The sequence below is a fragment of the Bradyrhizobium sp. SZCCHNS3016 genome, assembly GCF_032484535.1.
Lineage (GTDB): Bacteria > Pseudomonadota > Alphaproteobacteria > Rhizobiales > Xanthobacteraceae > Bradyrhizobium.
In genome coordinates, this window is the sequence record NZ_JAUETE010000016.1 from 93144 (window position 1) to 118947 (window position 25804).

Here is a 25804-nt window from a genome sequence, read left to right on the forward strand (position 1 = left end):
GCTGTTGGAGCGGCCCCCTCCCTCACCCTCCCCCGCAAGCGGGAGAGGGAACGCAGCGTCCTCGTGGCGCCATGGTCGCAGGAGCCGCGGACGAATGCCTGTCAGGCCGCCTTCGCCTGCACCTTTTCGCAGAACTCGGCCAGCCGGTCGGCCAGGCGCAACGTCGCCGGGCTCGCGTCGGGCGAGGCGACCAGTGCAACCTCCGTGCGCTCGATCGGCGCAAAGCCCTCGCGCGCCGTCAGCACGCGGTGCTCCGACTGCACCGACATCTCGGAGAGGATGCTCAGCCCCATCCCGGCCGCGACCGCGGCCTGAATGCCGGCGAGGCTCGACGATGTGTAGGCCATGTGCCAGGCGCGCCCTCTGCTCTCCAGCGCATGGATCGCCCGGGTCCGATAGAGGCAGCCGAGCGGGAAGCCAATCAGCGGCAGCGAGCGGGCGTCGAGGTCGACGGGATGGGCCTTGCTGGTCACCCAATAGACCTGCTCCGGCCACGCCGCGATCGCTGCCCTGGTGTCGTCGATGCCGCGCTTGAGCAGCGCCAGATCGAGATCGCCGCGCTCGATGTCGCGCTTCAGGTTGAGGCTCTGGTCGGTGCGGACGTCGAGCCTGAGATCGGGATGGGCGCGTGCGAACGCGGCGAGCAGCTTGGCGAGCCGGTAGGCCGCGAAATCCTCGGGGATGCCGAGCTTCACCGCGCCGTCGGGTCCCGGCCGCGCCACGACATCGCGGGCCTCCTCGGCGAGTGCCAGCAGGCGGCGGGCATAGGACAGTAGCCGCTCGCCGGCCTCGGTCGGCGTGACCTCGCGGCCGTCACGGTTGAGCAGCGTCTGGCCCAGATCCTCCTCGAGCCGCCGGATCTGCTGGCTGATCGTTGATTGCGTGCGGTGGACGCGCTCGCCGGCGCGGGTGAAGCCGCCGGCCTCGACCACCGAGACGAAGCTGCGCAACAGGTCCAGATCGAGCACGCGGGACCTCCATTCAGAAAACCACTGAGTATCAGTCTATCATTTAATTTCCAAATGGGAAAGAACAGCCCTACACCGGCGACGAAGGAGAGCTCCGATGTCGTCCGTTTCCTCGGTTGCCGTGACCCCGATGAAGTCGAACCTGCTGCCGCTCGAAATCGGTCTGTTCTGCTTGCTGTGGAGCTTCGCCTTCGTCGCCGGCAAGGTCGGCGTGACCTATTGTCCGCCGCTGCTGCTGCTCGCGGCGCGGTTCTCGCTCGCCGGCGTCCTCATTGTCGTGGTGTCGGCCGTCCGGGGCGAGCTGCGCATGAGCTGGCGCGATGCGGCCGTGTTCGCGATCATCGGCATCGCCAACAACGCGCTCTATCTCGGTCTCGGCTACACCGGGCTGCAGACGGTGTCGGCGGGGCTCGGCGGCCTGATCGTCTCGGCCAATCCGGTGTTCACGGCGGTGTTCGCGGCGCTGCTGCTGGGCGAGCCGCTGACCCTGCGCAAAATCTCAGGCCTCGCGCTCGGCACCATCGGCGTCGCCATGATCGTTTGGCACCGCATGTCCGTCGGGACCGACCAGCTCGAAGGCATTCTCTATACGCTGGCGGCGCTGGCCTCGATCGTCACCGGCACCATCCTGTTCAAGCAGCTCGCCCCGAAAGGCAGCCTGTGGGTCGGCAACGGCATCCAGAACCTCTCAGCCGGGCTGGTGCTGTGGCCGGTCGCGCTCATCGTGTCGAACGTGGACGAGATCGTGCCGAATGCGCAGCTGATCGGTGCGTTCGCCTTCCTGGTGCTCGGCGGCTCGATCCTGGCCTACGTGCTCTGGTTCCATCTCCTGAAAGTCTGCGGCGCGACCGCCGCCAGCGCCTATCATTTCGTGATGCCGCCGCTGGCGATGATCTTCGCCTTCCTGGTGCTCGGCGAGCACGTGGCGCTGCAGGACCTGCTCGGCGTCGTTCCCGTCGCGCTCGGGATCTATCTGGTCACGCGGGCGCCGGCCCGAACCGTTGGAGCATCATCATGAGCGTTGCGATCACCCTGATCGGCGGCCCGACCGCCCTGATCGAAATCGATGGCTTCCGCCTGCTGACCGATCCCACATTCGATGCTCCCGGCCGCTATGAATTGCCGCATGTCGTGCTGGAGAAGCTCACTGGACCGGCGATGACCGCGGAGGCGATCGGCGAGGTCGATGCCGTGCTGCTGAGCCATGACCAGCATTCCGACAATCTCGACCACGGCGGCCGCGCCTTCCTGACACGTGCACCGCGCGTGCTCACGACGGAAGTCGGCGCAAGCAGGCTCGGTGCGCCGGCGGAAGGGCTGGCGCCGTGGCAGACGACGCAGCTCGGCAAGGGCGGCAGGACATTGACGGTCTCGGCGACGCCGGCGCGCCATGGTCCCGCCGGCATCGAGCCGCTGGCGGGCGATGTGATCGGCTTCGTCCTCATCCCGCAGCAGGGCGCGACCGTCTATGTCAGTGGCGACACGGTGTTCTATGACGGCGTGGCGGAGGTGGCGCGGCGTTTCAAGCCTAGCGTCGTGATGCCCTTTGCCGGAGCGGCGCAGACACGCGGGCCGTTCCATCTCACCATGGACACCAACGACACGATCGAGACCGCGCGCGTGTTTGCCGAGGCCGCCATCGTTCCGGTTCACACGGACGGCTGGGCCCATTTCCGCCAGGACGCGCAGGACCTGTGCAAGACCTTCGATGCGCTCGGGTTCGGTGCGCGGCTGAAGCTTCTGGAGCCCGGTGTGAGGACGGTGATCGCCTCGTCGTCCAGCTCCTCGCAATGAGGCGGAAAAGATCAATCCCGACGGAACACGATCGAGGCCATCCATCCCGTCATCAGTGCCATCGCGGCGGTGACGAGACCATAGACGAAGCCGTTCTGCCGCGCTGAGTTCGCGACGAACTGCTCGAAGCCGACCTTGACGATCTCGAACGCGGTCTCGGTCTTGGTGACCAGCGCGCCGTCGGCGAGCAGCTTGATCTCGACCTCATAGGTGCCGATCGGCACCGCAGCGGGCAGAGGGATGCCGGTACGGAACAGGGTCGGCGTCAGGAGGGTCACCGCGGACGTGTCCTCGCGATACAGGCCGTGCTGCGACTGCAGTCGCACGAAGGCGCTGCGGAACGCGTCGTTCGGGACCACGTCGGCATAGTCGGGACCGACGCGCTGGGTCAGCAGCACGTTGTTGAGTCCGAGCTGCTGCCGGCGCAGCACCTCGGGCGCGGCCATCGTGTCGAACGGGCGGTTGGCGAACAGCGCCAGATAGCCGGGCACTTTGAGGAACTGGCGCGAGTCGGTGTTGATCCAGATGCCGAACTTGCGCTCCTTGCGCCGCGTCACCATGTCGGCGCGCGGCCCGCGGACGGTGACGACGAGGTCATAGGCGGTGCGGCCCGGTGGGGTCTGGACGTCCTTCTCGACCGAGCCGAACAGCACCAGCTCCTCGCCGGAATAGTTCGGCGTCACCGTCACGCGATGGTTGGAGACCGAGACGATCAGCCGCTCGGCGCGCGCCGATGCGGCGCCGGCAAGCAGCAGCATGAAGGTGAAGCTGGCGAGGCGGAGCGGCGTCATCGGCTGATCTCGGTCTCGCGGATCGTGAACAGGTCGTCGGGCTTGATCACGAGCTCGATCGCGAACCGGATGCCGACGGCGAGGATCAGCAGGCCGAGCAGCAGCCGCAGCTGCTCGCCGCGGATCATCTGGCCGGCGCGGGCCCCGAACTGCGCGCCGGTGACGCCGCCGACCATCAGGATCAGCGCCAGCACGGCGTCGACCAGATGATTGCTCATCGCGTGCAGCATGGTCGCGATCATCATGGTCGCGAGCGTCAGGACCATCGAGGTGCCGATGACGGTCGAGGTCGGCACGCGAAGCAGGTAGATCAGCAGGGGCACCAGAATGAAGCCGCCGCCGATGCCCATCACGGCGCCGAGGAAGCCGATGATGAGGCCGATGGCGATGACCGGAATGACGGAAACGTAGATCTTCGAGCGCTTGAAGCGCATCTTCAGCGGCAGGCCGTGGATCCAGACATGGCTGCCCGGACGCCGCACGGTCGCGACCGCGCCCTGGCGCGCGCGCATCATCGCGCGCAGGCCTTCCCAGAACATCGTGCCGCCGACGCTCGTCAGCAGGGCGACATAGGACAGCGCGATCATCAGATCGAGCTGGCCGAGCGAACGCAACAGGGTGAAGGTGGCGACGCCGAGCCCGGTGCCGAGCGCGCCGCCGATCATCAACACCGAGGCCAGCGAGGGATCGATCGCGCGCCGCCGCCAATAGGACAGTGCGCCGGAGAACGAGGAGGCGGCGATGTGGCTGGAGACCGAGGCGACCGCGACCGCGGGCGTGATGCCGACGAAGATCAGGAGCGGCGTCATCAGGAACCCGCCGCCGATGCCGAACATGCCGGAGACGAAGCCGACGGCCGCGCCCATCGCCAGCAACAGGAAGATGTTGACCGGGATGTCGGCGATCGGAAGATAAATCTGCATCGGCGCGGCCTCTGCGAACCTTCGAGCGAGCATCCCGCGCATGCGAAGCAGGACGCCGGGCTCCTGCATAACCGAAAATGGGAGCGAAGGGATCAGTCATTCCCGCCCAAAGTGTCATCCACCGGCGCCGAGCGTGGGGGTCTGGGCGCTCCGTCAAAGGGCCTTGAGCGGCGCGGTCACCAGCCTCATGGCCTCGGCATCGCTCGGATCGAGCCAGCGGATCTCGCGGGTCTGCGACATCGCCTCGATGACCTGCGACGATACGCCCATGCGTGTCATATAGCCGAGGATGGCGCCGGTCACGCGCTGGGTGTCGGCGACCGCGTCGGCGCCACGGGCCTCCGACGTGAAGCGGTGCACGCCGAGCGCCGAGCCATCAAGGCCATAGCGGGTCTGCCCGCCGGCAAAGGCGAACACGCAGGCGCTGGCGCAGAAGCCCGGACGGATGCGGCCGGAATTGTCGGCCACGCCGACGGCGGTGGCGAGTCCGTGAGCGCGGATGATCTCGCCCATCAGCACTCCCTGGTCGAGGTTGCCGCCGGGTGAGGACAGCAGGATCAGGTCGCCCGGCTTGAGATGGGCCTCGCTGATCCGCTCGCGCAGCCAGCCGGCCGCCGCGGGTCCGATGTGGCCGCTGACGGCGAGCACGGCGCGCCGGTCGCCCAGCCCGGCAAGCACGGGGGCGGCGACCAGCGCCGCCGACAGACTCGGCGAGATGTACTGATCCTTCCAGAACGACCAGGCGTCGGGTCGCGACAGGTCGCGGTAGGCGCGAATGCCCCCGCCGAGCACGATTGCAACGAAGAAAATGACGGAAGCCAGCCGACGCCATCGGAACGCCGCAGGATAGCCGTCGGTCACTTCCTGGATTGGTTGGCGAGGAGGCGGAGCGGGGGCGACGTTCGCCGTGGTCCGCGGCAGCACGCGGGGGCCCGTCGGCGACTGCAGGAAGCGCGCGCCGTCGTGTTGTTCGTTCCCCGCTGACACGCGTCGATGCTCCCTCGCGGCGCTCGTGATGATCCGCCGCGACAACCTATATCGATCGACCGCGCGACACTATGGCGGCGCGATCGCAAGCCAGGAGGATTTTGCAGGCCGCGCGCGAGCGCTCGCCTGCCCAGAGAAATGCCCGCGTCAGCGCGGCGCCGTCGCAGCCGCGCGCTTCGCCAGCGCCGCCTTGGCCGCGGCTGCCTTGGCGATCGCCTGCGTGCCATCCCAGCCGCCGGCGGGTGCCGGCACATTCACGGCGTCGTCGGGCTGCGGTTCGACCGTGAAGGTCTGGATCGCGAGCTTGGCCGCGGCGAGCGACTGGACATCGAGCCGCTTGGCGACATCGTCGCGCTTGCGCCCGGCATCGACGTCACCCTGCGCTGCGGCCAGGGTGAACCATTTGTAGGACTCGGCGAGGTTCTGCTCGACGCCGATGCCACGGGCATAGAGAATGCCGAGGTTGAACTGGCTGTCGGCGACGCCGCGCTCGGCGGCCTTGCGGAACCATTGCGAGGCACTCTTGTAGTTCGCGCCCTTGCCGCCGCCGTCGGCGTCCAGCACGGCGAGATTGTGCATCGCCTTGGCGCTGCCGCGCTCGGCGGCGACGACGTAGTAGCGGCGGGCGATGTCGGCGTCCTTCTTCACGCCGAGACCCTTCTCGTAGAAGGTGCCGAGACGGAAGACCGCCGGGATCAGCCCCGCCTGTGCCGCGCGGTCATACCACTTCGCGGCTTCCTCATAGTTCGCCGCGACACCCTTGCCCTCCGCAAAGCGCACGCCGACCTCGTAGGCGGCGGTCGGATCACCCTTCAGAGCGGCGTTGCGCAGCGCCAGTCCGCCGATGGCATCCGGCAGCTTCTCGGAGGCGGGCACCTGCACCAGACCGAGCTTCTGGCCGTTGGCGGCGGTTGGGATCGTGCCGGTGACATCAGTGGGGACGGCAGCGGGTACCGTGGCCGGCTTTTCGACGTCCTGCGGGATCGCGAGCATCGCGATCGTCTCCGCTTCGCTCGGCATGGCCCGGTTGTAGGACTGACGGTCGATCGGCGTCGGCGACGTTAACGACGGCGCGCTCTGGTCGGGCGTCGTCGGCCGCGGCAACAGGCCAGGCGAGGCTGACGGCATCTGCGCCCGAGGCGCCTCGCCCTGGGTTTCCATCGGCGAGATCGGCGGCGGCGTGCTGCCGCTGTCGAGCAGCGACATCGCAAATTTGAAGGTGCCGAGCACGATCACCACGACGCTGGCACCGACCAGCAGCGAACGAATCTTCGACCCGATGGTCGAGACCTCCTCGTCACCCTCAGCTGTGAGAGCGAACGTCGGCTTGTCCTTGGGTTTGGCCTTGGGCTTGGCGACGTCGCTGGCGACTTCCTTGACGACGTCCTTGGGCGGCTCCTTAGCCTTCTCCTTCGGCTTGTCCTTCTTCGCCTTCTTGGCGTCAGCGGGCTGTGCGGCCGCCGCGGCCTGCGCCGCGCGGCGCGCAGCCGCGATGAAGCTCGACGTCGAGACCGGCTCCCGCTTGCCAGCGGGAAGCTCACTCAGGGCATCTTCGGACGCGGCGATCCGCTCCGCGGGCGATGCGGTCCGGCCAGGTGGACGGGTGCCCGGTTCGAGCGGATGATCCGGTGGCAGCTCGGGGACGATGACGGTCGCGCGGGGCGCCTGTGCCGCGTGCGGCTCCAGGATGTCGGCGATCGCCTTCGGCGGAATCGGCGGCGGCATGGTAGCCGCCGGCGCCTGAGCGGCGTGGAAGTCGCGCGAGGCGGCCGCGAACGCCTGTTGACCCGCGGCCGGAGCGACAATCTGTCCCGCTGGCTGCTCGGCCGCCGGATTGGGCAGCTCCGGCCGGTAGGCAGGCTCTGGCCTGGCCGGCTCGGCATAGGCCTGGGGCGCCGGCGCGCGTGCGGCCGGCATCGGCGACTCGATTGGCGGTGCCAGCGGCGGCAGCGCGGCCGGCGGGCTCGCGGTGGCGCGCACATTGCGCAGATCGCCTTCGATCATGGCGAGGCGGTCGACGACGTGCCCCAGCGTGTTGTGGACGGCCTCGAGCGAGTCCTGGGTGTTGCGGTCGGTCTCGGTCTGGCTGAAGCGGATGTCGGACAGCTCGCGCTTGACCATGTCGATCAGGCCGACATCCTGCGACGTTTCGCGCTGCGACCGGCTCTCCGCCAGCGCTGCGAATGTCGCCTGCTGCCGTTCGAGATAGCGCAGGATGTCCTGCAGGCCGTCCTCGACGCGGGTCATGTTGCCGCCGCGCGGGTCGTTGGCGGCCTCGAGCCGCTCCAGCAGATAGCTGATCCGCTGTTCGAGATGGGTGATCGCCGATGAGCCGTCGTTGCCGACCTGCAGGCGGTCGATGCGGTCGGACAGGCCGCGCAGCGCGTCCTCGATCTGGGCGGTGTTGTCGCGCGCTGCCGACGGCGGCTCGCGGCTCTCCAGCGTCGAGGTCAGCGCGGCGATGCGCTGTTCGAGCGCCGCAAAGGAGTCGTGGAACGACTCGTGATTGTCGCGCGCCTGCGTGACTTGGTCGACCTTCGACGACAGCTGGCGAAGATCGTCCGACAGCCGTTCCAGGGCGTCGTTGGAGGCGACATTGGCGACGATCGCACGCAGCGCCGCGATGGCGCTTTCGAGCTGCTGCACGGTGCCGGGGTCGTCATTGGCGCGCAGGATCAGGTCGAGCTTGGCGCCGAGATTGCGGATCGCCTCGTCATAGACGGCAAGCTGCTCGGCAGGCTTCAGCGAGCCGACGACCTCGCGGATGTCGGTCAGCGCGCGCTCGATCCCGGCCAGTGCTTGGCCGTCGACGCCGGTGTTGCGGTTCTCGTCGATGCGGCGCGACAGCGAGCGAATCTCGTTCTCGATCGACTCGATCGCCCGGCGCGGCATCGCCTCGGTGATGGCGTGACGAATCTCGGAGAGCTCGTTGCGGAAGCCGGCGATCGACTGCTCGATGCCGTCGTCGGGGCGATGCAGCGCCTCGATCTGGCTCGTGATCTTCAGCAGATGGCGTTCGAGCAGCGAAAAATCGGGCGTGGGGGCGGCCGGTTGCGGCGGCGTCAGCGGCGCGCTGATCGGGGTCATCAGCGGCGCTGCTGCGGATGCCATGGCAGGCGCGGTCGGCGGCGCCTGGTGCGGCGGCAGCGGGCGCGCATTGTCGAGCTCGCTCTGGCGGGCGCTGATTTCAGCGACGGCCACGTCGAACGAACCCGCGCTCAGCGGCTGGGCGGGCCGGTAGAGCTGCGCGGCGGCGCGCTCGACGCCGTCAGGACCACGATAGCGGTCTTCGGTGTCCGGCTTGCGCAGCGGCGTCGAGATCTGTGACAGGCGGGCGTCGAGCCGCGAGATCGCATCGTTCAGCTGACGCGCGACGCCCTGCTCGTCGCGTGGCGCATCCTTGCGCGCGACGGGGCGCGACATCTGCTCGATCTGCCGTGCGATGGAGTCGAGCCGCTGGTGGATGTCGGTCACCTCGCGGGCATCGCGGCTGACGGTCGGCGTGCTGCGCGGCGCGTGGCTGCCACGGAAGTCGGGCGGGGTAGATGCGCCGAGCGTGGAGTTGATCCAGTCGTTCAGCGTCATGCCGGCGCGTTGCGCCGCGGCCTCGGCCCTTTCACGGACGGACGGGTCGATGCCTTCATTACTCCACGGTACGCGCGAATTCATGTCTCGTCCGGTTCCGCTTCCAGCGCTCCACCAAGCGCCTCCAGCCTCTCCACGCGTCCCGGACATGAACATGAACGGGTCCGCGCAGATCGTCTGCTCCAGGTCCCGACTTTTGACTTTTACGGTAAATAACGCGTTAAGTTTACCGCCGGCGCGGTCAGAAGTTTTGCCCTATCGAACGGCGGGTATCAGCCGGCATTTTCACGCGATGATGGATCGAGCGATCGTGCGCTGCTGGCGCCGGATATCGTCGAGAGCGCGGTGATCGCTTCCTCGCACCATTCCGCCACCATGCGTTCGTGGCGCAGGCCGAGACGCAGGTTGAGGAGCTTGCCCATATCGGCCGGGGCCACGTTGCCGTCCGCATAGTGCTTCTTGAGGATGCGATCGTAGCGCTCGGCGCGGTCGCGATGATGCTCGAGCCGCGCCATCAGGTCGGCCCGGATCGGCCCGATGTCGGCGGCGCCCAGTGCATAGAGCCGGACGAGAAGATCGTCCTTCGTCGAGGCCGGCGTGCTCGGCCGCGCCGCCCAGCTGCGAAACGCCGCGCGGCCCTCCGCGGTCAATGTGTAGACCAGCTTGTTGGGCTTGCCGGTCTGCACCACCTCGCGACCCTGGATGTAGCCGCGGTCGCGCAGCCGCGACAGCTCGCGGTAGATCTGCTGGTGGTCCGTCTTCCAGAAGAAGCCGATCGAGGAGTCGAACGTCTTGGCGAGCTCGTAGCCCGTCATCGGATGTTCGGTGAGGCAGGCGAGGATGGCGTCGCCAAGGGCCATGGCCGGAAACTGCTCCCGTTTTTCTGATCGTGTTCTGCCCCGCTCCACGCTTGACATTATGCACACTGGCGCATATGCGTCAATGTGCATATGGGGTGGTTGTGGTGCTGGCCTGTTCCGCCCCGAGGAGACGCCCAATGACAATGACCGGCCTCGATGGATGGTACGGCTACACGAGGTCTCACGATCTCGGCGCGCTGCGGGAGCTGCTGCACCCCGACGCAGTGTTCGAGAGTCCCGTCGTGCATACGCCGCAGCGCGGCCGCGACATCACCTTCAAATATCTCGCGAGTGCTGAGAAAGTCTTAGGCGGTCCCGGATTCAAGTATGTCGGGGAGTGGCGTAACGCCACGGGCGCCGTGCTCGAATTCGAGAACGAGATCGAAGGGATCAGGCTCAACGGCGTCGACATCATCACTTTCGATGACGCCGGTCGGATTACTCACTTCAAGGTGATGGTGCGCCCGCTCAAGGCGATCAATTTGCTGCACCGCCTGATGGGCGAACAGCTGGCCGCGATGAGCAAGCCGTCGTGACGTGACCGACAGCCGCAAACGAATGGCTGCCGCAAGCTCTTAGAAATCGCTACAGTCCGCGGCCAGCATTGCCTGCCGCGTCCGCACAATTTCAGTCTGAAACTTCAGCCTTCCTGCCGGAGACGCCGATGCCGATCTACAAAGCCCCCGTGGAAGATGTCACCTTCCTGCTCAACGACGTGTTCCAGATCGACCGCTACGACAATCTGCCGGGCTTCTCCGATGCCTCGGCCGATGTCCGCGAGGCGATCCTCGGCGAGGCCGCCAAGCTCGCCGAAGAGGTGCTGCACCCCCTGAATCGCGTGGGCGATCTCGAAGGCTGCAAGCGCCATGACGACGGCAGCGTGACCACGCCGAAGGGCTTCAAGGAGGCCTACAAGCAGATCGTCGAGGGCGGCTGGCTCGGCCTGTCGGCGCCGACCGAATATGGCGGGCAGGGCCTGCCGGTGACCTTGAGCCAGACCGTCAACGAATTCCAGTGCTCTGCCAACATGGCGTTCTCGATGTATGGCGGCCTCACCATGGGCGCCACCGCCGCGCTGATCGTGCATGGCAACGAGGAGCAGAAGAAGACCTACGTGCCGAAGATGGTGGCCGGCGAGTGGACCGGCACCATGAACCTCACCGAGCCGCATTGCGGCACCGATCTCGGTCTCTTGCGCACCAAGGCGGTGCGTCAGCCCGACGGCAGCTTCAAGATTTCCGGCACCAAGATCTTCATCTCGGCCGGCGAGCATGACCTCGCGGACAACATCATCCACCTCGTGCTTGCCCGCATCGAAGGTGCACCAGCCGGCATCAAGGGCGTGTCGCTGTTCGTGGTGCCGAAATTCATGGTCAATCCGGACGGCACGGTGGGCGCGCGCAACGGCGTCACCTGCGGCTCGATCGAGCACAAGATGGGCATCCACGGGAACTCGACCTGTGTGATGAACTACGACAACGCCACCGGCTGGCTGATCGGCGAAGAGAACAAGGGCATGCAGGGCATGTTCGTGATGATGAACGAGGCCCGGCTCGGCGTCGCCGTGCAGGGGCTCGCGCAGTCCGAGGTCGCCTATCAGAACGCGGTCGCCTATGCGCGCGAGCGCATCCAGGGCCGCTCGCTGACTGGGCCCAAGGCGCCCGACAAGGCCGCCGATCCGATCATCGTGCATCCCGACGTGCGCCGCACCTTGCTGTCGATCCGCGCCTTCAACGAGGCCGCCCGCGCCATGGTCGTCTGGACCTCGCTGAAGAGCGACGTCGCGCACCGCTCAGCTGACCCGAAGGACCGTCAGGCGGCCGACGATCACATGGGCCTGATGACCCCGGTCATGAAGGGCTACATGACCGACATGGGCTTTGCCAACGCCGTCCAGGCGCAGCAGCTGTATGGCGGCCACGGCTACATCGCCGAGCACGGCATGGAGCAGTTCGTGCGCGATGCCCGCATCGCGATGATCTACGAGGGCGCCAACGGCATCCAGGCGCTGGATCTCGTCGGCCGCAAGCTGCCGCGCGACGGCGGCCGCGCCGTGATGGCGTTCTTCGCCGAGGTCGGCTCCTTCGCCAAGGAGCAGGGCGGCAATGATGCGATGAAGCCGTTCGTCGCTCCGTTGTCGACCGCGCTCGGCCATCTGCAGCAGGCCACGACCTGGCTGATGCAGAACGCGATGACCAAGCCGGACAATGCCGGCGCCGCCGCGACCGACTACATGCATCTCTTCGCGCTGGTCACCTTCGGCTACATGTGGGCGAAGATGGCCAAGGTCGCGCAGGACAAGATTGCGGCCGGCGACAGCTCGCCCTATCTGACCACGAAGCTGGTCACGGGCCGCTTCTTCATGGAGCGCGTGATCCCTGAGACGGCCGCGCATCTCGCCCGCCTGCAGGCCGGCTGTGCGACCGTGATGGAGCTGCCGGCGGAAGCCTTCTGATGCTGCGGCGGGAGCCGGTGCGCCGCTCGCGCGCCGGCTACCGTCGAACACCAACAACAACGAATCCGATCAGATGAGGAGGGCGTGATGCCTGAGGCCTTTATCTACGACCACGTGCGTACCCCCCGCGGCCGCGGCAAATCCGATGGCAGCCTGCATGAGGTGACCGCGCTCGCGCTCGCCACGGTGCCTTTGAAGGCGCTCAAGGACCGCAACAACATTCCCGAGGACGCGGTCGATGACGTCGTGCTCGGCGTGGTCGATCCGGTCGGTGAGGCCGGCTCGGACATCGCCCGTTTCGCCGCGCTGAATGCGGGTCTCGGCGACGCCGTCCCGGGCATTCAGATCAGCCGCTTCTGCGCCTCCGGCCTCGACGCCGTGAATTTCGCCGCCGCGCAGATCATGAGCGGCCAGCATGAGCTGGTCATCGGCGGCGGCGCGGAGTCGATGAGCCGCGTCGGCATCGGCGCCTCCGGCGGCGCCTGGCCGATGGACCCGTCGATGGCGGTGCCGGCCTACTTCATGCCGCAGGGTGTCTCCGCCGATCTGATCGCGACCAAATACGGCTTCTCGCGCGACGACGTCGACGCCTACGCGGTGCAGAGCCAGCAGCGCGCGGCGAAGTCCTGGGAGGAAGGCCGCTTCGACAAGTCTGTCGTGCCGGTCAAGGACATCAACGGCCTGACCATTCTCGCCAAGGACGAGCACATGCGACCGTCGACGACGATGCAGTCGCTGGCGCAGCTGCAGCCGTCATTCGCGGCGATGGCGCAGATGGGCGGCTTCGATGCGGTGGCGATCCAGTCGCATCCGGAGATCGAGCGCGTCAACTACGTGCATCACGCCGGCAACTTCTCGGGCATCGTCGACGGCGCCGGTGCGGTGCTGCTCGGCAGCAAGGAGGCCGGGGCGAAGTATGGCATGAAGCCGCGCGCGAAAATCCGCGCCTTCGCCAATATTGGATCCGAGCCGGCGATGATGCTGACCGGCCCGGTCGACGTCACCGAGAAGCTGTTCGAGCGCTCCGGCATGAAGACCTCGGACATCGACCTGTTCGAGCTCAACGAGGCGTTCGCCTCGGTCGTACTGCGCTACATGCAGGCGTTCGAGATCGACAAGGACAGGATCAACGTCAATGGCGGCGCCATCGCGCTCGGCCATCCCTTGGGCGCCACCGGCGCGATGATCCTGGGCACCGTGCTCGACGAGCTCGAGCGTACCGGCAAGGCCACCGCGCTGGTGACGCTGTGCATCGGCGGCGGCATGGGCACCGCGACCATCATCGAGCGGGTGTGATCGATCTCAAGACGTACGGTGGGCAAAGCGAAGCGTGCCCACCGTCTTTCGTCATCGACACCGTCGGTGGGCACGGCGCAAGGGCGCCTTTGCCCACCCTACGATTTCAGGACAACGCCGCGCCGACCGGCTGCTGGCACCGAGGGAGATCAATATGGCCTTCAAGAACTTCAAACTCGAAACCGATTCCGACGGCATTGCGCTGATCACCTGGGACATTCCGGGACGTTCGATGAACGTGCTGGACGAGACCTCGGCGATCGAACTCGAGACCATCGTCAAGGAGACCACTGCTGACGCCGCCATCAAGGGCGTCGTCATCACCTCGGCCAAGGAGGCGTTCTGCGCCGGCGCCGACCTGTCCATGCTCGAGGGCATGAACCGCACCTATGCCGAGCTGCTGAAGTCGAAGGGCGACGAAGCCGCCAACCAGATGCTGTTCGACAACAGCCGGCGCTTCTCGCAGATCTACCGGGCGATGGAGACCTCCGGCAAGCCGTGGGTCGCCGCGATCAACGGCCTCGCGCTCGGCGGCGGCTTCGAGCTGACCTTGGCCTGCCATCACCGCGTCGCGGCCGAGAACCCGAAGACCCGTCTCGGCCTGCCCGAGATCAAGGTCGGCCTGTTCCCCGGCGCCGGCGGCACCCAGCGCGTGCCGCGCATCGTGCAGCCGCAGGACGCGATGAACCTGCTGTTGAAGGGCGAGGCGCTCACCCTCGACAAGGCCAAGGCGCTGAAGCTGGTCGACGCCATCGTGCCGGCGGCGGATCTGATCAAGGCTGCCAAGGACTGGATCAAGGCCGGCGGCAAGGCCGTCGCACCGTGGGACGAGAAGGGCTTCAAGCTGCCGGGCGGCCCGGTGTTCTCGAAGAACGGCATGATGATGTTCCCGGCCGGCAACGCCATCTACCGCCGCGAGACCTACGACAACTATCCGGCCGCGCGCGCGATCATGAGCTGCGTCTATGAGGGCCTGCAGTTGCCGATCGACGCCGCGCTGCGCGTCGAATCGCGCTATTTCAGCTACATCCTGCGCTCCAAGGAAGCCGCAGCGATGATCCGCAGCCTGTTCCTGTCGATGCAGGAATTGAACAAGGGCGCGCGTCGTCCGGCCGACGTGCCGCCAAGCAAGCTGAAGAAGATCGCCGTGATCGGCGCCGGCTTCATGGGCGCATCCGTCGGCTACGTCTCGGCGCGCGGTGGCCTCGAGGTCGTGCTGATCGACCGCGACCAGGAGAGCGCCGACAAGGGCAAGGCGCATGCGCAGAGCGTGGTCGATGGTCTGGTCAAGAAGGGCCGCGCCAAGCCGGGCGAGGCGGAGGCGATCATGGGCCGCATCACCGCGACCGCCGACTACGCCGCGCTGAAGGATTGCGACCTGGTCATCGAGGCCGTGTTCGAGGATCGCAAGGTCAAGGCCGAGACCTATGCCAAGGCGCAGCAGCATCTGAAGGACGGCGCGATCTTCGCCTCCAACACCTCGACCTTGCCGATCACCTCGCTGGCCGAGGAGTTCAAGGACCAGGGCCGCTTCATCGGCATCCACTTCTTCTCGCCGGTCGAGAAGATGATGCTGGTCGAGATCATCATGGGCAAGGCCACCGGCGACGTCGCGCTGGCGACCGCGCTCGACTATGTCCGCACCATCGGCAAGACGCCCATCGTGGTCAACGACTCCCGCGGCTTCTTCGCCAACCGCTGCGTGATGCGCTACATCGCCGAGGGCAACGAGATGTTCCTCGAAGGCGTGCCGCCGGCGATGATCGAGAACGCGGCCAAGATGGCCGGCATGCCGGTTGGTCCGCTGTCGCTGTCGGACGAGGTCGCACTCGATCTCGGCCTCAAGATCATGAAGGCGACCGAGCACGATCTCGGGCCCAACGCGATCAACCAGGACCACAAGAAGCTGATGGTCGAGCTGGTCGAGAAGCAGGGTCGCTTCGGCCGCAAGAACGCCAAGGGCTTTTACGACTATCCCGAGAAGGGCAAGGGTCAAAAGAGCCTGTGGCCGGATCTCGCCAAGCTCCAGCCCAAGCATCTCGATCCCGATACGCTGGATGTCGAGGAACTGAAGCAGCGCTTCCTGGTGGTGCAGGCGGTGGAAGCCGCGCGCACAGTCGAGGACCACGTCATCACCGACGTGCGCGAGGCCGATGTCGGCTCGATCTTAGGGTTCGGCTTCGCGCCGTTCACCGGCGGCACGCTGTCCTACATCGACTTCATGGGCACGAAGAAGTTCGTCGAGCTGTGCCACAAGTACACGGAGAAGTACGGCTCGCGCTTCGCCCCGCCGAAGCTGCTGGAAGAGATGGCCGCCAAGGGCGAAACCTTCTACGGCCGCTTCCCACCGAAGAAGGCGGCGGCTTGAGACCCGAATGCTAGGCGGAAGCGAGCCGCGTTTGCTGTCCATTCCCTCCCCCCTTGTGGGGGAGGGTTAGGGAGGGGGGTAGCCGCAGGCACCAGCGCTTGTGGCTACCCCCCTCTCTATCTCTCCCCCACAAGGGGGAGAGAACAGACTGCCCGAGAAGCAACGACGAGTTCTTTCAAGATCTCGCTCACCCCGCCTTCATCAGCCCTTCCTTCGTCAGCGCCTCCTGCACCTTCGGGCGCGCGGCGACGCGGTTCTTGTAGGCCACCAGGTTCGGCATCGCCGACAGGTCGAACTTCATCCGGTCCGCCCAGGTCAGGATGGTGAACAGATAGCCGTCGGCCACCGTAAACTGCTGGCCCATCAGATAGTCGTGGCCGGCAAGCTGGCCGTCGATATATTTGAACTTGCTCATCACGCGGTCCTTGAAGAACGCCTTGGCGTCGTCGGCCAGCGCCGGCGAGAACATCGGGCCGAAATTCTTGTGCAGCTCCGAGGTGATGAAGTTCAGCCACTCCAAGAGCTTGTAGCGCTCGCCGCTGTCGCGCGCCGGGGCGAGGTTCTTGGTCGCCGCCCGGTCGGCGATCATCTGGACGATGACCGGGCCTTCGGTCACGATCTCGCCGCTCGGCAACCCGAGCGCCGGCACCTGGCCCTTCGGATTGACCTTGAGGTAATCGTCGCCATTTTCCAGGGTCTTGGCGCGCAGGTCGACCTTGACGAGATCGTAGGGCAGGCCGGCCTCGAGCAGGGCGATGTGGGGCGAGAGCGAGCAGGCGCCGGGTGAATAATAAAGCTTCATTGGGTATTCCCTCCGTGAGACCATCGTCGTGGTTGGAACCGATCGCGGCGTCACACCCGCCCTTACATGCACTTGCATGGAATAGTCAAGATTGATGCAGGTGCATCGAATGCGCTAGAACGAGGACCTGAAGGATACGAGCCGGCCCATGAAACGCAAACCATCGACCGAGGCGACCGCCGCCTGGATCCGCCTGATGCGGGTCCAGAGCCGGGTGCTGGACTGCGTCGAGCAGGAGCTGAAGAAGGCCGGTTTTCCGCCGCTCGCCTGGTATGATGCGCTGCTGGAGCTGTCCCGGGCGCCCGCGGGCGAGCTGCGCCCGGTCGAGCTCGAGCGGCAGATGCTGATCCCGCAATATTCCACTTCCCGGCTGATCGACCGGCTGGTCGAAGAAGGTCTGGTCGTCCGGCGCGAATGCAAGATGGACAAGCGCGGCCAGTTCGTCGAGATCACCGAGGCCGGACGCGAACTGCAGAAGCGGATGTGGTCGGCCTATTCCGCCGCGATCGAGAAGCATGTCGGCTCCAAGCTGTCGGATACCGACGCCGCCAAGCTTTGCATGCTGCTGGATCGGCTTGGCTGCTCCTGTGGTCAGGCCGCTCCGTTGGCGGCTGGAGAGGGCGCGGCGACCCGATGAAGCATCCGTTCCCATTCACATCCGCGGCCCCCTGGGGTCCGCGGCCTTTCCTGTCACCACGCGCGACCCTCGAAGCGCTTCTGAACCGAGACTCCCATGGCGCGTGACCAGATCGATATGACCCCGCTGCAGTCGCGCGACGAGCTGGTGGCGTGGCTCGCGGCCGGCGTGAAGCCGCCGTCCGCCTTCCGCATCGGGACCGAGCACGAGAAGACGCCGTTCACGCTCGACGGTCACCGCCCCGTGCCCTACGAGGGCGCGCGCGGCATCGGCGCGCTGCTCGAAGGCATGAAGCTTCTGCTCGGTTGGGAGCCGATCATGGAGCGCGGCAACATCATCGGGCTCTATGACGTCACCGGCGGCGGTGCCATCTCGCTGGAGCCCGGCGGCCAGTTCGAATTGTCGGGCGCGCCGGTCGAGACCGTGCATCAGACGCATGCGGAGCTGATGGCGCATCTGGCGCAGGTACGCGAGATCGCAACTCCGCTCGGCATCGGCTTTCTCGGCTTGGGCATGACGCCGTCCTGGTCGCGCGCCGAAATTCCGGTGATGCCCAAGGGCCGCTACAAGATCATGACCAGCTACATGCCGAAGGTCGGCCGTTACGGCCTCGACATGATGTACCGGACCTGCACCGTTCAGACCAATCTCGACTTCTCCTCCGAAGCCGACATGGTCAAGAAGCTCAGGGTCTCGGTGGCGCTGCAGCCGATCGCGACAGCGCTGTTCGCCAATTCGCCATTCACCGAAGGCAAGCCGAACGGCTTCCTGTCGTTCCGCTCCGAGATCTGGCGGGACACTGACAATCAGCGCTCGGGCATGATCCCGTGGGCGTTCGAGGACGGCATGGGCTTCGAGCGCTGGGTCGACTACGCGCTCGATGTTCCCATGTATTTCGTGAAACGCGAGGAGACCTATATCGACGTCTCCGGCACCTCGTTCCGCGACTTCTTCGAAGGCAAGAACCCGGCGATGCCGGGCGAGCGTCCGACGCTGTCGGATTGGGCCAATCACCTCTCGACGATCTTCCCGGAGGTGCGCCTGAAGCGCTATCTGGAAATGCGCGGTGCCGACGGTGTGCCGTGGGGCCGGCTGCCGGCGCTGCCGGCGTTCTGGGTCGGCCTGCTCTACGACGACGTCAGCCTCGACGCGGCCTGGGACCTGGTCAAGACCTGGACCGCGTTCGAGCGCCAGAACCTGCGCGACGACGTGCCGCGCTTCGGCTTCAAGGCGCGTATCCGCAATCGCTACGTGTTCGAGATCGCCAAGGAATGCCTGACCCTGGCGCATCTCGGCCTGCGCCGGCGCGGCCGCATCGACCATCTCGGCCGCGACGAAAGCCGCTATCTCGAGCCGCTCGACCAGATCATCGATTGCGGCCGCTCGCCGGCCGAGGAGATGCTGGAGAAGTTCGACGGCCCGTGGGGCGGTTCGGTCGAGCCGGCCTACGACGAATATGCGTTCTGATCGGAACGGCTGAGCCTGCGACCGTCGCAGGTTCGCTGCGCCGCCTGCTCCATGTTGAGGCGGTTGGCGGCTTGGGTCCGCTGTTTTTTGTTGCGATTTGTGTCCCAGGTTCGATTCAGCGCCTGGGCGCCGCTGCGTTGCCTTCCGCTGCTCCCACCGGTCCGAGCCGTTCATCCGCCATACAGGTTCGTGGCGATCAAATGACTGCCTAAAAACTCGCAGGAAAACTCGAACATTAACAATGGGTCGGATGGTTCAGCGGCGACGCGTGGGGCGCTTCATCGGGGCATGGCTGAGGGCACTGGCGTGCCTGTTCGCGGCTGTGTGCCTGACGCCGGTTTCAGCCCAGACCTATTCCGATCGCCCCGGCGGCGACTATATGAGCGCGCCGATCACCTCCGGCGACCCGGCCGATTGCGCGCTGCTGTGCGAGCACGACCGGCGGTGCCGCGCCTGGAGCTTCAACTATCCGACCGTGATGGAAGCGGGTGCGGTGTGCTGGCTCAAGAACAGCGTGCCGGCGCGCGTGCCGGACAATTGCTGCGTTTCCGGCGTGCGTGGCGCGGGCGTCGTCGAGATCCGCAACGATGCGGTCGAGACGTCGATCGACCGTCCCGGCGGCGACTACCGCAGCTTCGACATCAAGACCACCGATCTGAAGGGCGGCGACAAGGCCGAGAAGGCCGCCGACAAGGGCGACAAGAGCAGCGGTGACAAGGCGGCGGACAAGAAGGAAGAGAAGGCCGCCGACGCCGAGGAGATCTGCAAGGCCGCCTGCACCGGCGACAACAAATGCCGGGCCTGGACGTTCGCGCGGCCCGGCTATGCCGGCAAGGAGGCGCATTGCTTCCTGAAGAAGGAGATCAAGCCGCCGCGGCGCCGCGCGGGGTTCACGTCAGGCGTGGTGCGATAGCGCGGAGCGACGAGGGCCGCTATTTTACGGGCCAGCTATAGGACGGCAAACGAAGATGCCTGCGTCCCTGTCGTTTCACGTGTTGGTCCAACAATGTTAGTCTTCCGCGACGATCACGGTGATCTCAGGCCACAGTGCCTTCCAACGTTCCGCCTTGGCGATGTAGTTCGTCGCCGAGAAATTGGCCGTGTGGTTCGGCCGCACGATCATCTGCGCGATGTCACCGAGGCCCTTGGGCGCATAGAGCTCATATCCATCGGCGACGGGGCGGAGCCCGACCTGCGTGTTGACGGTGAGAAACCGGTCGATTCCATCGGTTGATCGCGACACGGCGGAGTAGGGACGACCGTGCTTGGCGGGATACCAGAGATGGACGCGGGCCTGGTTGCGCACCTCCACCTTGGCTTCGATGTCATGGAGGCAGGATGTGATGCGCCGGATGACGGCGTCCTCAGCATCCCACGACGTATCCGGATCAAAATAGAAGATGTCGTAGTCGTTGATGCCGTGATCGATCGGACGGCCGGTCCGCACGTTCCAGACGCTCTGAGTCAGGCAGCCGGCGACGACCCAGGCATCGGGCACGGCCGTTTCACGCAGCACGCGCATGATCGCGGTGTTGACGGGGTTGCGCAGCGCGGCTGCGATGAAATCGTCTTTGGTCATGATGGTCGAAGGCATCAGAACATGGGTGCCGTCGACACGTTCAATACACGAGATGGAGAACGGCGTGCAGCCCGTTTCAGCCGTGATCAAAGGCGGCGACGGCTCTCCTTGACGCCAGCGCCCGCCACTGCCGGCGCAACAGCGGCTCTGCGTCGGCGCGCTTCGCCTTCGACAGGCGCAGCAACACGATCGGATAGTCGCGGTAGTGATCGGTGAAATAGAACAACTTTGGCCGGCTTTCGACCAGCATCGCGCGTTCGTCCGGCGGCACGCCCGGAAGGACGAGGCTGTCCCCGTCCTCCTTCAGCCGCGCCAGCATCTTCTTGCGCACCTTCAGCGCGGGCGTCCCGTAGGACGTGCCGTCCTCGACCTCCGGCCATGTCAGCGCAAGCGCCCTGACATCGTCGAAGGTCACGGCCGCGATCCGCTCAACGCACCGCGGTGAAGAAGCGATCCAGCCGGAAGCCCGACAGCCAGGCCCAGACCGGCTGGTTCTTGAAGCCGAGGTCCCAGGAGCCGACCACCGCGTCGGCGCGGCCCACGAGGTTGTCGATCGGCAGCAGGCCAACGCCGCCGTCGCGCAAGGCAACGCGGCTGTCGGCGGAGTTGTCGCGGTTGTCGCCGAGCACGAACAGCTTGCCGGGCGGAACGGTCACCTCCGGGGTGTTGTCGAGCCGGCCGTTGTCGCGCATCTTGAAGATCAAATGCGACACGCCGTTCGGCAGCGTCTCGACGTAACGATAGGCCGGCTCGTTACGGCCGGTGTCGTCCTCGGCATCGCCGATGCCGTCCGGCTTCAGCGCGGCTGCCTGGCCGTTGATGTAGAGCTGGCCCTGGCGCATCTGGATGCGGTCGCCGGGCAGGCCGACGACGCGCTTGACCCAGGCCTGTGAGGTGTCGCCGGGCCAGCGGAACACGACGACGTCGCCCCGCTTCGGCGTTTCGCCGAACAGGCGGCCGGTCTCGGGCAGCGTGATCTGCATCGGCAGCGACGAGGTGCCGTAGCCATAGGGGAATTTCGACGCCAGCAGGGCGTCGCCGATCATCAGGGTCGGCTCCATCGAGCCGGACGGCACGTAGAACGGCTCGGCGATCGCGCCCTTGGCGACGAACACCACCATCACCACGGCGGCGAGTTGCGCAAGCTGACCGCCCCAAGTGGTTTCCTTACGCACGGCCTTGGTTCCGATCTTGCTCGTGGACATCTTGTCGAGGCTCATCGGCCCGTGCCTCCAACGGTGATGCGATCCATGCGAAGCGTCGGCTGACCGACGCCGACCGGCACGCCCTGGCCGTTCTTGCCGCAGGTGCCGATGCCGGTATCGAGCGACAGATCGTTGCCGATCATGCTGATGCGGTTCAAATCCGTCGGGCCGTTGCCGATCAGCATCGCGCCCTTCACCGGCGCACCGACCTTGCCGTTCTCGATCTTGTAGGCCTCGGTGCACTGGAAGACGTATTTGCCCGAGGTGATGTCGACCTGGCCGCCGCCGAAATTGACGGCATAGATGCCGTTCTTGACGGATGCGATGATCTCGGCCGGATCGTGCTCGCCGGCCAGCATGTAGGTGTTGGTCATGCGCGGCATCGGCACATGTGCGTAGCCCTGGCGGCGGCCGTTGCCGGTCGGCGCCATGTTCATCAGCCGCGCGTTCTGGCGGTCCTGCATGTAGCCGACGAGGATGCCGTCCTCGATCAGCAAGGTACGGCTGGTCGGCGTGCCCTCGTCGTCGATCGACAGCGAGCCGCGGCGCGAGGCCATGGTGCCGTCATCGACCACGGTGACGCCCTTGGCGGCGACCGGCTTGCCCAGCAGTCCGGCAAAGGCCGAGGTCTTCTTGCGGTTGAAGTCGCCCTCGAGGCCGTGGCCGACGGCCTCGTGCAGCATCACGCCGGGCCAGCCGGCCCCTAGCACGACGTCCATCTCGCCGGCGGGGGCGGGGACAGACTCCAGGTTGACCAGCGCCTCGCGCAGCGCGCCGTCGGCGGCCTCGCGCCACGCCTTGGTCTCGATGAAGCGCGCATAGGCCTCGCGGCCGCCATAGCCCTTGCCGCCGCTCTCCTGGCGATCACCCTGGCCGGCGACGACGGAGATGTTCACGCGCACCAGCGGGCGGATGTCGCGATAGCTCTCGCCGTCGGGCCGCAGGATCTCCACGACCTGCCAGGTCGCGCCCAGGCTCACCGTCACCTGGCGCACGCGCGGATCCTTGTCGCGCAGATACGCGTCGATCTCGCCGAGCAGCTTGACCTTGGTTTCGAAGCCCGGGGCGTCCAGCGGATTGTCGTCGCCATAGAGCCGGACGTTGGTGTGCGGCGGTGCGCTCGCGAACGTGCCGGAATAGCCGCCCCTGACCGCGCTCACCGCATCGGCGGCGCGCATCAGGGCCGGCAGCGACACGTCGGAGGAATGGGCATAGCCGACCGCGTCGTCCTTCACCGCGCGCAGGCCGAAGCCCTGGCTGGTGTCGTAGGTCGCCTGCTTCAGCCGGCCATTGTCGAAGGTCAGCGCCTCGGTCTGGCTGTATTCGAAGAACAATTCGCCGTCATCGGCGCCGGCCAGGCCGCGCGCGACCTCGCTCCGGACCGCATCGCGATCCAGATTGGCGCGCTCGAGCAGGGAAGTGGTGGGAGCAGTCATGTGTCAATCCGTTGTCGGAGCGTTCATTCCAAGATAGTTGTTTTGACGCCGGGGCGCGAGGGGCTGGATGATTACCGAACTGACATGGTTGAGATCGTTCCCATCACGTCCGCTCACATCGAGAGCTTCCACCGCACGCTCGATCATGTCGCGCGCGAGCGGCGCTATTTGTCGTTCGTGCAGGCGCCGCCGCTGGAGTCCACGCGCGCCTTCATTCTGAACAACATCCACGAGGGATATCCGCAATTCGTCGCTCTCTCGGCCGGGGAGGTGGTCGGCTGGTGCGATGTGACGCCCAAATCGGGGCCAATCGATGCCCGGATCGGGGTGCTCGGCATGGGCTTAATGCCGCAGTTCCGGCACCAGGGCCTCGGCAGGCGACTGATGGCGGCGGCGCTCGAGGCCGCGCGGGCGGCCGGCTTCTCGCGTGTCGAGCTCACGGTCTACCGCAGCAACACCAACGCTATCCGGCTTTACCAGAAGGCCGGATTCCTGCTCAAGGCGGTGCAGCCGCGGGAGCCCGGCGATGACGGGTTCGACAAGACCCTGCTGGTGATGGCGCTGGCGCTCGACGGCCCGCGCTGAGGCCGCGGCGCGCGCATTCAGACGCGCGAACTCACGGCTCGATCACGGCATCGTGCGCGGGAGGGCCTGTCAATCGTGGCCAACGTCAGGGCAGCTTGTCGAAGCCTTCGGCGAGTCCGTTGAGGCTCAGCGGGAAGCCGATCCCTTCCTCCGGCGTCTCGAAGATGATGAAGGTCGCGGTCTTCGCCGTCTTGAGCTGGCCGAGCAGCTTGTCCTCCAGCACCACCTCGGCGACGCAGCCATTGGGCAGGCAGCGCACGAAGCCGGCGCGGCCGACGTCCTGGTTGTCGAGCTTCAGGCCGAGGCCGGAGGGCAGCAGCACGCCGAGCGGCGCCACCACGCGCATCAGCCGGCTCTTCTGGTCGGCGGTCTTCAGCATGATCACGGTGAGGCCGGCATTGGAGCGGTCCTCGGCCACGACGCTCTGGATCAGCGCGCACTGCTCGCTCTGCGCGCCGGGCGGCGTGTCGCAGCGGATCTGCCAGTCGCCATGCACCGAGCGCACCGCGCCCTGTGCCAACGCCGCGTGCGGCACGCCGACCACCGTCGCGGCCATCAGCGCGATCGCCGTTGCTGCGGCGGAGGTCATTGCGGCGACACGCGTGAGTCGCGCACGCACCGCGCTGAATCGGTACAAACGGCGCGAGTCATTCGCAGCTGGGGTCGACATGTCAGCTGTCCTGTCCGTTGAAACCCTGATCCGGGTCGGTGCCATGACAATTTCCTGTGGGTGATCTGCGCGTCCGACGCCATGATACGGCAATGATGGCGTCTTGAGGACAGCGTCACCGGCGTACGGCACGAAACGATACCAAATATGGCCGCACCCCGGTGGGGGCGCTGCCGCAGCGCCTCGCCGAATCAGCCTCGCAAACGGCCGTGTCCCGTTTGCCTACATCGCGCCGCACGCCTGTCAAGCGCCCGTTGCCCGCGAAATCACGGCATGCGGCAATCTCCCGGAAAATACGCCTGTCGCGACGAACAGCGCGGCGCGCGATATCCGGCGCAAGACTGCATTGCGATAGATCAAGAATTATGGTTTGAGAAGAAAGATTTCGTCATTCCAGTGAACTGGCCCAGGTGCTTTTCTATGCATCCGCCCGAAGGCCATTTGTCAGGAGAGCGGATCGAACGGCGCGCCGCCGCGTGAAGCGGGCGGTGCGCTGAGGGGGAAAGTTCTGAAGGGAGCGCGACGGCATGAAGATGTCGAGAGGCCAATTGAGCGCCTTGCTGGGGTTGGCTGTAACGGGCATGACGCTCGTGTCGGGTGGAGCGGCGTTTGCTGAAACGGGGCAGCCGGCGCCATGGGAAGTCAAGCTGCAGGAGGCTGCGACGCCGGTGATGGAGAACATCACCTGGTTCCACGGCCTGCTGCTGACGATCATCACCATCATCACGCTGTTCGTGCTGGCGCTGCTGATCGCTGTGGTGGTCAAGTTCAACGCGCGCGCAAATCCGGTGCCGTCGCGGACCACGCACAACACGCTGCTCGAAGTGGCGTGGACGCTGATCCCGGTGCTGATCCTCGTCACCATTGCGGTGCCGTCGTTCCGCCTCTTGTTCCTCGAGCTCGACGTGCCGAAGGCGGACCTCACGATCAAGGCGACCGGCAAGCAGTGGTACTGGAGCTACGCCTATCCCGACAACGGCAAGTTCGAGTTCGACTCGCTGATGGCGCAGGACAAGAAGCCGCGCCTGCTGGCGGTCGACAATGAGATGGTCGTGCCGGTCAACAAGGTGATTCGCGTCCAGACCACCGGCGCCGACGTCATCCACTCCTTCGCCGTGCCGTCCTTCGGCATCAAGATCGACGCCATTCCCGGCCGCCTCAACGAGACCTGGTTCAAGGCGACCAAGGTCGGCATGTATTACGGCCAGTGCTCCGAGCTGTGCGGCAAGGATCACGCCTACATGCCGATCGCGGTGCGCGTCGTGAGCGACCAGGAATTCACCGCCTGGGTCGAGGACGCCAAGAAGAAGTACGCCAGCGCGCCCACCAGCACCTACGCGTCGGCTGCGGGCATATCGCAGTAGCGCGCGGGGACGAGCGCTTAGGATTGAGGGCC

General features: G+C 66.3%; 23 protein-coding genes. 11 read left to right on the forward strand and 12 right to left on the reverse strand.

From position 1 onward, the window contains the following. Positions 1–101: 101 nt before the first annotated feature. Positions 102–968 carry a LysR family transcriptional regulator gene (locus tag QW881_RS26660; protein ID WP_315757616.1) on the reverse strand — a complete coding sequence of 289 codons (867 nt, stop codon included), beginning with the start codon at positions 966–968 and terminating at the stop codon, positions 102–104. A gap of 97 nt (positions 969–1065) precedes the next feature. Here QW881_RS26660 and QW881_RS26665 point away from each other — a divergent pair, with 97 nt between their 5' ends. Next, the gene (locus QW881_RS26665; RefSeq protein ID WP_315757615.1) at positions 1066–1986 is read left to right on the forward strand and encodes a DMT family transporter; all 921 of its coding nucleotides are present in this window, start codon (positions 1066–1068) and stop codon (positions 1984–1986) included. Then, positions 1983–2762, forward strand: coding sequence for an MBL fold metallo-hydrolase (locus tag QW881_RS26670; protein ID WP_315757614.1), 780 nt, complete (start codon positions 1983–1985; stop codon positions 2760–2762). The genes QW881_RS26665 and QW881_RS26670 overlap by 4 nt, the downstream gene beginning before the upstream one ends. Positions 2763–2773: 11 nt before the next feature. On the opposite strand, the gene QW881_RS26675 is transcribed toward QW881_RS26670, so the two are convergent. From QW881_RS26675 to QW881_RS26695, 5 genes are all read right to left on the reverse strand, one after another. Further along, complete coding sequence (locus QW881_RS26675) at positions 2774–3553, reverse strand: TIGR02186 family protein (protein ID WP_315757613.1); 780 nt, start codon at positions 3551–3553, stop codon at positions 2774–2776. Further along, on the reverse strand, positions 3550–4476 hold the full coding sequence (locus tag QW881_RS26680; protein WP_315735837.1) for a sulfite exporter TauE/SafE family protein: 927 nt from the start codon (positions 4474–4476) through the stop codon (positions 3550–3552). Before QW881_RS26680 ends, QW881_RS26675 begins: the two co-directional genes overlap by 4 nt. Positions 4477–4629: 153 nt before the next feature. Beyond that, positions 4630–5463 carry a hypothetical protein gene (locus tag QW881_RS26685; RefSeq protein WP_315757612.1) on the reverse strand — a complete coding sequence of 278 codons (834 nt, stop codon included), beginning with the start codon at positions 5461–5463 and terminating at the stop codon, positions 4630–4632. Between the two features lie 147 nt (positions 5464–5610). Next, positions 5611–9132, reverse strand: a complete 3522-nt coding sequence (locus QW881_RS26690) for a hypothetical protein (RefSeq protein WP_315757611.1) — start codon at positions 9130–9132, stop codon at positions 5611–5613. 188 nt (positions 9133–9320) lie between these two features. Continuing rightward, positions 9321–9908: a PadR family transcriptional regulator gene (locus tag QW881_RS26695; protein ID WP_315757610.1), complete on the reverse strand. Its 588-nt coding sequence runs from the start codon at positions 9906–9908 to the stop codon at positions 9321–9323. Between the two features lie 137 nt (positions 9909–10045). On the opposite strand from QW881_RS26695, the gene QW881_RS26700 reads away from it, so the two are divergent. The 4 genes from QW881_RS26700 to QW881_RS26715 all read left to right on the forward strand — a co-directional run bounded on the left by QW881_RS26700 (position 10046) and on the right by QW881_RS26715 (position 16027). After that, positions 10046–10444 carry a nuclear transport factor 2 family protein gene (locus QW881_RS26700; protein WP_315757608.1) on the forward strand — a complete coding sequence of 133 codons (399 nt, stop codon included), beginning with the start codon at positions 10046–10048 and terminating at the stop codon, positions 10442–10444. Positions 10445–10572: 128 nt separating this feature from the next. Continuing rightward, on the forward strand, positions 10573–12363 hold the full coding sequence (locus QW881_RS26705) for an acyl-CoA dehydrogenase C-terminal domain-containing protein (RefSeq protein ID WP_315757607.1): 1791 nt from the start codon (positions 10573–10575) through the stop codon (positions 12361–12363). Positions 12364–12450: 87 nt separating this feature from the next. Beyond that, a complete protein-coding gene (locus tag QW881_RS26710; protein ID WP_316158932.1) occupies positions 12451–13659 on the forward strand; it encodes an acetyl-CoA C-acetyltransferase in 1209 nt (402 codons plus the stop codon). A 154-nt stretch (positions 13660–13813) separates the two neighbouring features. Further along, the gene (locus QW881_RS26715; RefSeq protein WP_316158934.1) at positions 13814–16027 is read left to right on the forward strand and encodes a 3-hydroxyacyl-CoA dehydrogenase NAD-binding domain-containing protein; all 2214 of its coding nucleotides are present in this window, start codon (positions 13814–13816) and stop codon (positions 16025–16027) included. A gap of 187 nt (positions 16028–16214) precedes the next feature. On the opposite strand, the gene gstA is transcribed toward QW881_RS26715, so the two are convergent. Beyond that, positions 16215–16829 (reverse strand): glutathione transferase GstA, encoded by a 615-nt coding sequence (gene gstA / locus QW881_RS26720; RefSeq protein WP_315757604.1) that lies wholly within the window; start codon positions 16827–16829, stop codon positions 16215–16217. Positions 16830–16977: 148 nt separating this feature from the next. On the opposite strand from gstA, the gene QW881_RS26725 reads away from it, so the two are divergent. The 3 genes from QW881_RS26725 to QW881_RS26735 all read left to right on the forward strand — a co-directional run bounded on the left by QW881_RS26725 (position 16978) and on the right by QW881_RS26735 (position 19846). After that, positions 16978–17466 (forward strand): helix-turn-helix domain-containing protein, encoded by a 489-nt coding sequence (locus QW881_RS26725; RefSeq protein WP_315735855.1) that lies wholly within the window; start codon positions 16978–16980, stop codon positions 17464–17466. 96 nt (positions 17467–17562) lie between these two features. After that, entirely contained in the window at positions 17563–18933 is a 1371-nt protein-coding gene (locus QW881_RS26730; RefSeq protein ID WP_315757603.1) for a glutamate--cysteine ligase, read from the forward strand. Positions 18934–19183: 250 nt separating this feature from the next. Then, complete coding sequence (locus QW881_RS26735; protein WP_315757602.1) at positions 19184–19846, forward strand: PAN domain-containing protein; 663 nt, start codon at positions 19184–19186, stop codon at positions 19844–19846. 96 nt (positions 19847–19942) lie between these two features. Here the strand turns inward: QW881_RS26735 and QW881_RS26740 are convergent, their stop codons facing one another. The 4 genes from QW881_RS26740 to tldD form a co-directional block, all read right to left on the reverse strand. After that, positions 19943–20512 (reverse strand): nucleotidyltransferase family protein, encoded by a 570-nt coding sequence (locus QW881_RS26740; RefSeq protein WP_315735859.1) that lies wholly within the window; start codon positions 20510–20512, stop codon positions 19943–19945. A 76-nt stretch (positions 20513–20588) separates the two neighbouring features. Then, a complete protein-coding gene (locus QW881_RS26745; protein ID WP_315757601.1) occupies positions 20589–20927 on the reverse strand; it encodes an MmcQ/YjbR family DNA-binding protein in 339 nt (112 codons plus the stop codon). Between the two features lie 13 nt (positions 20928–20940). Then, on the reverse strand, positions 20941–21732 hold the full coding sequence (gene lepB / locus QW881_RS26750) for a signal peptidase I (protein WP_315757600.1): 792 nt from the start codon (positions 21730–21732) through the stop codon (positions 20941–20943). Then, positions 21729–23153, reverse strand: coding sequence for a metalloprotease TldD (tldD, locus tag QW881_RS26755; protein WP_315757599.1), 1425 nt, complete (start codon positions 23151–23153; stop codon positions 21729–21731). The genes lepB and tldD overlap by 4 nt, the downstream gene beginning before the upstream one ends. Positions 23154–23237: 84 nt before the next feature. On the opposite strand from tldD, the gene QW881_RS26760 reads away from it, so the two are divergent. Next, the gene (locus QW881_RS26760) at positions 23238–23738 is read left to right on the forward strand and encodes a GNAT family N-acetyltransferase (protein WP_315735867.1); all 501 of its coding nucleotides are present in this window, start codon (positions 23238–23240) and stop codon (positions 23736–23738) included. A gap of 85 nt (positions 23739–23823) precedes the next feature. On the opposite strand, the gene QW881_RS26765 is transcribed toward QW881_RS26760, so the two are convergent. Continuing rightward, positions 23824–24453, reverse strand: a complete 630-nt coding sequence (locus QW881_RS26765; protein WP_315757598.1) for an invasion associated locus B family protein — start codon at positions 24451–24453, stop codon at positions 23824–23826. A 482-nt stretch (positions 24454–24935) separates the two neighbouring features. On the opposite strand from QW881_RS26765, the gene coxB reads away from it, so the two are divergent. Continuing rightward, positions 24936–25772, forward strand: coding sequence for a cytochrome c oxidase subunit II (coxB, locus tag QW881_RS26770; protein ID WP_315757597.1), 837 nt, complete (start codon positions 24936–24938; stop codon positions 25770–25772). Positions 25773–25804: the final 32 nt, after the last annotated feature.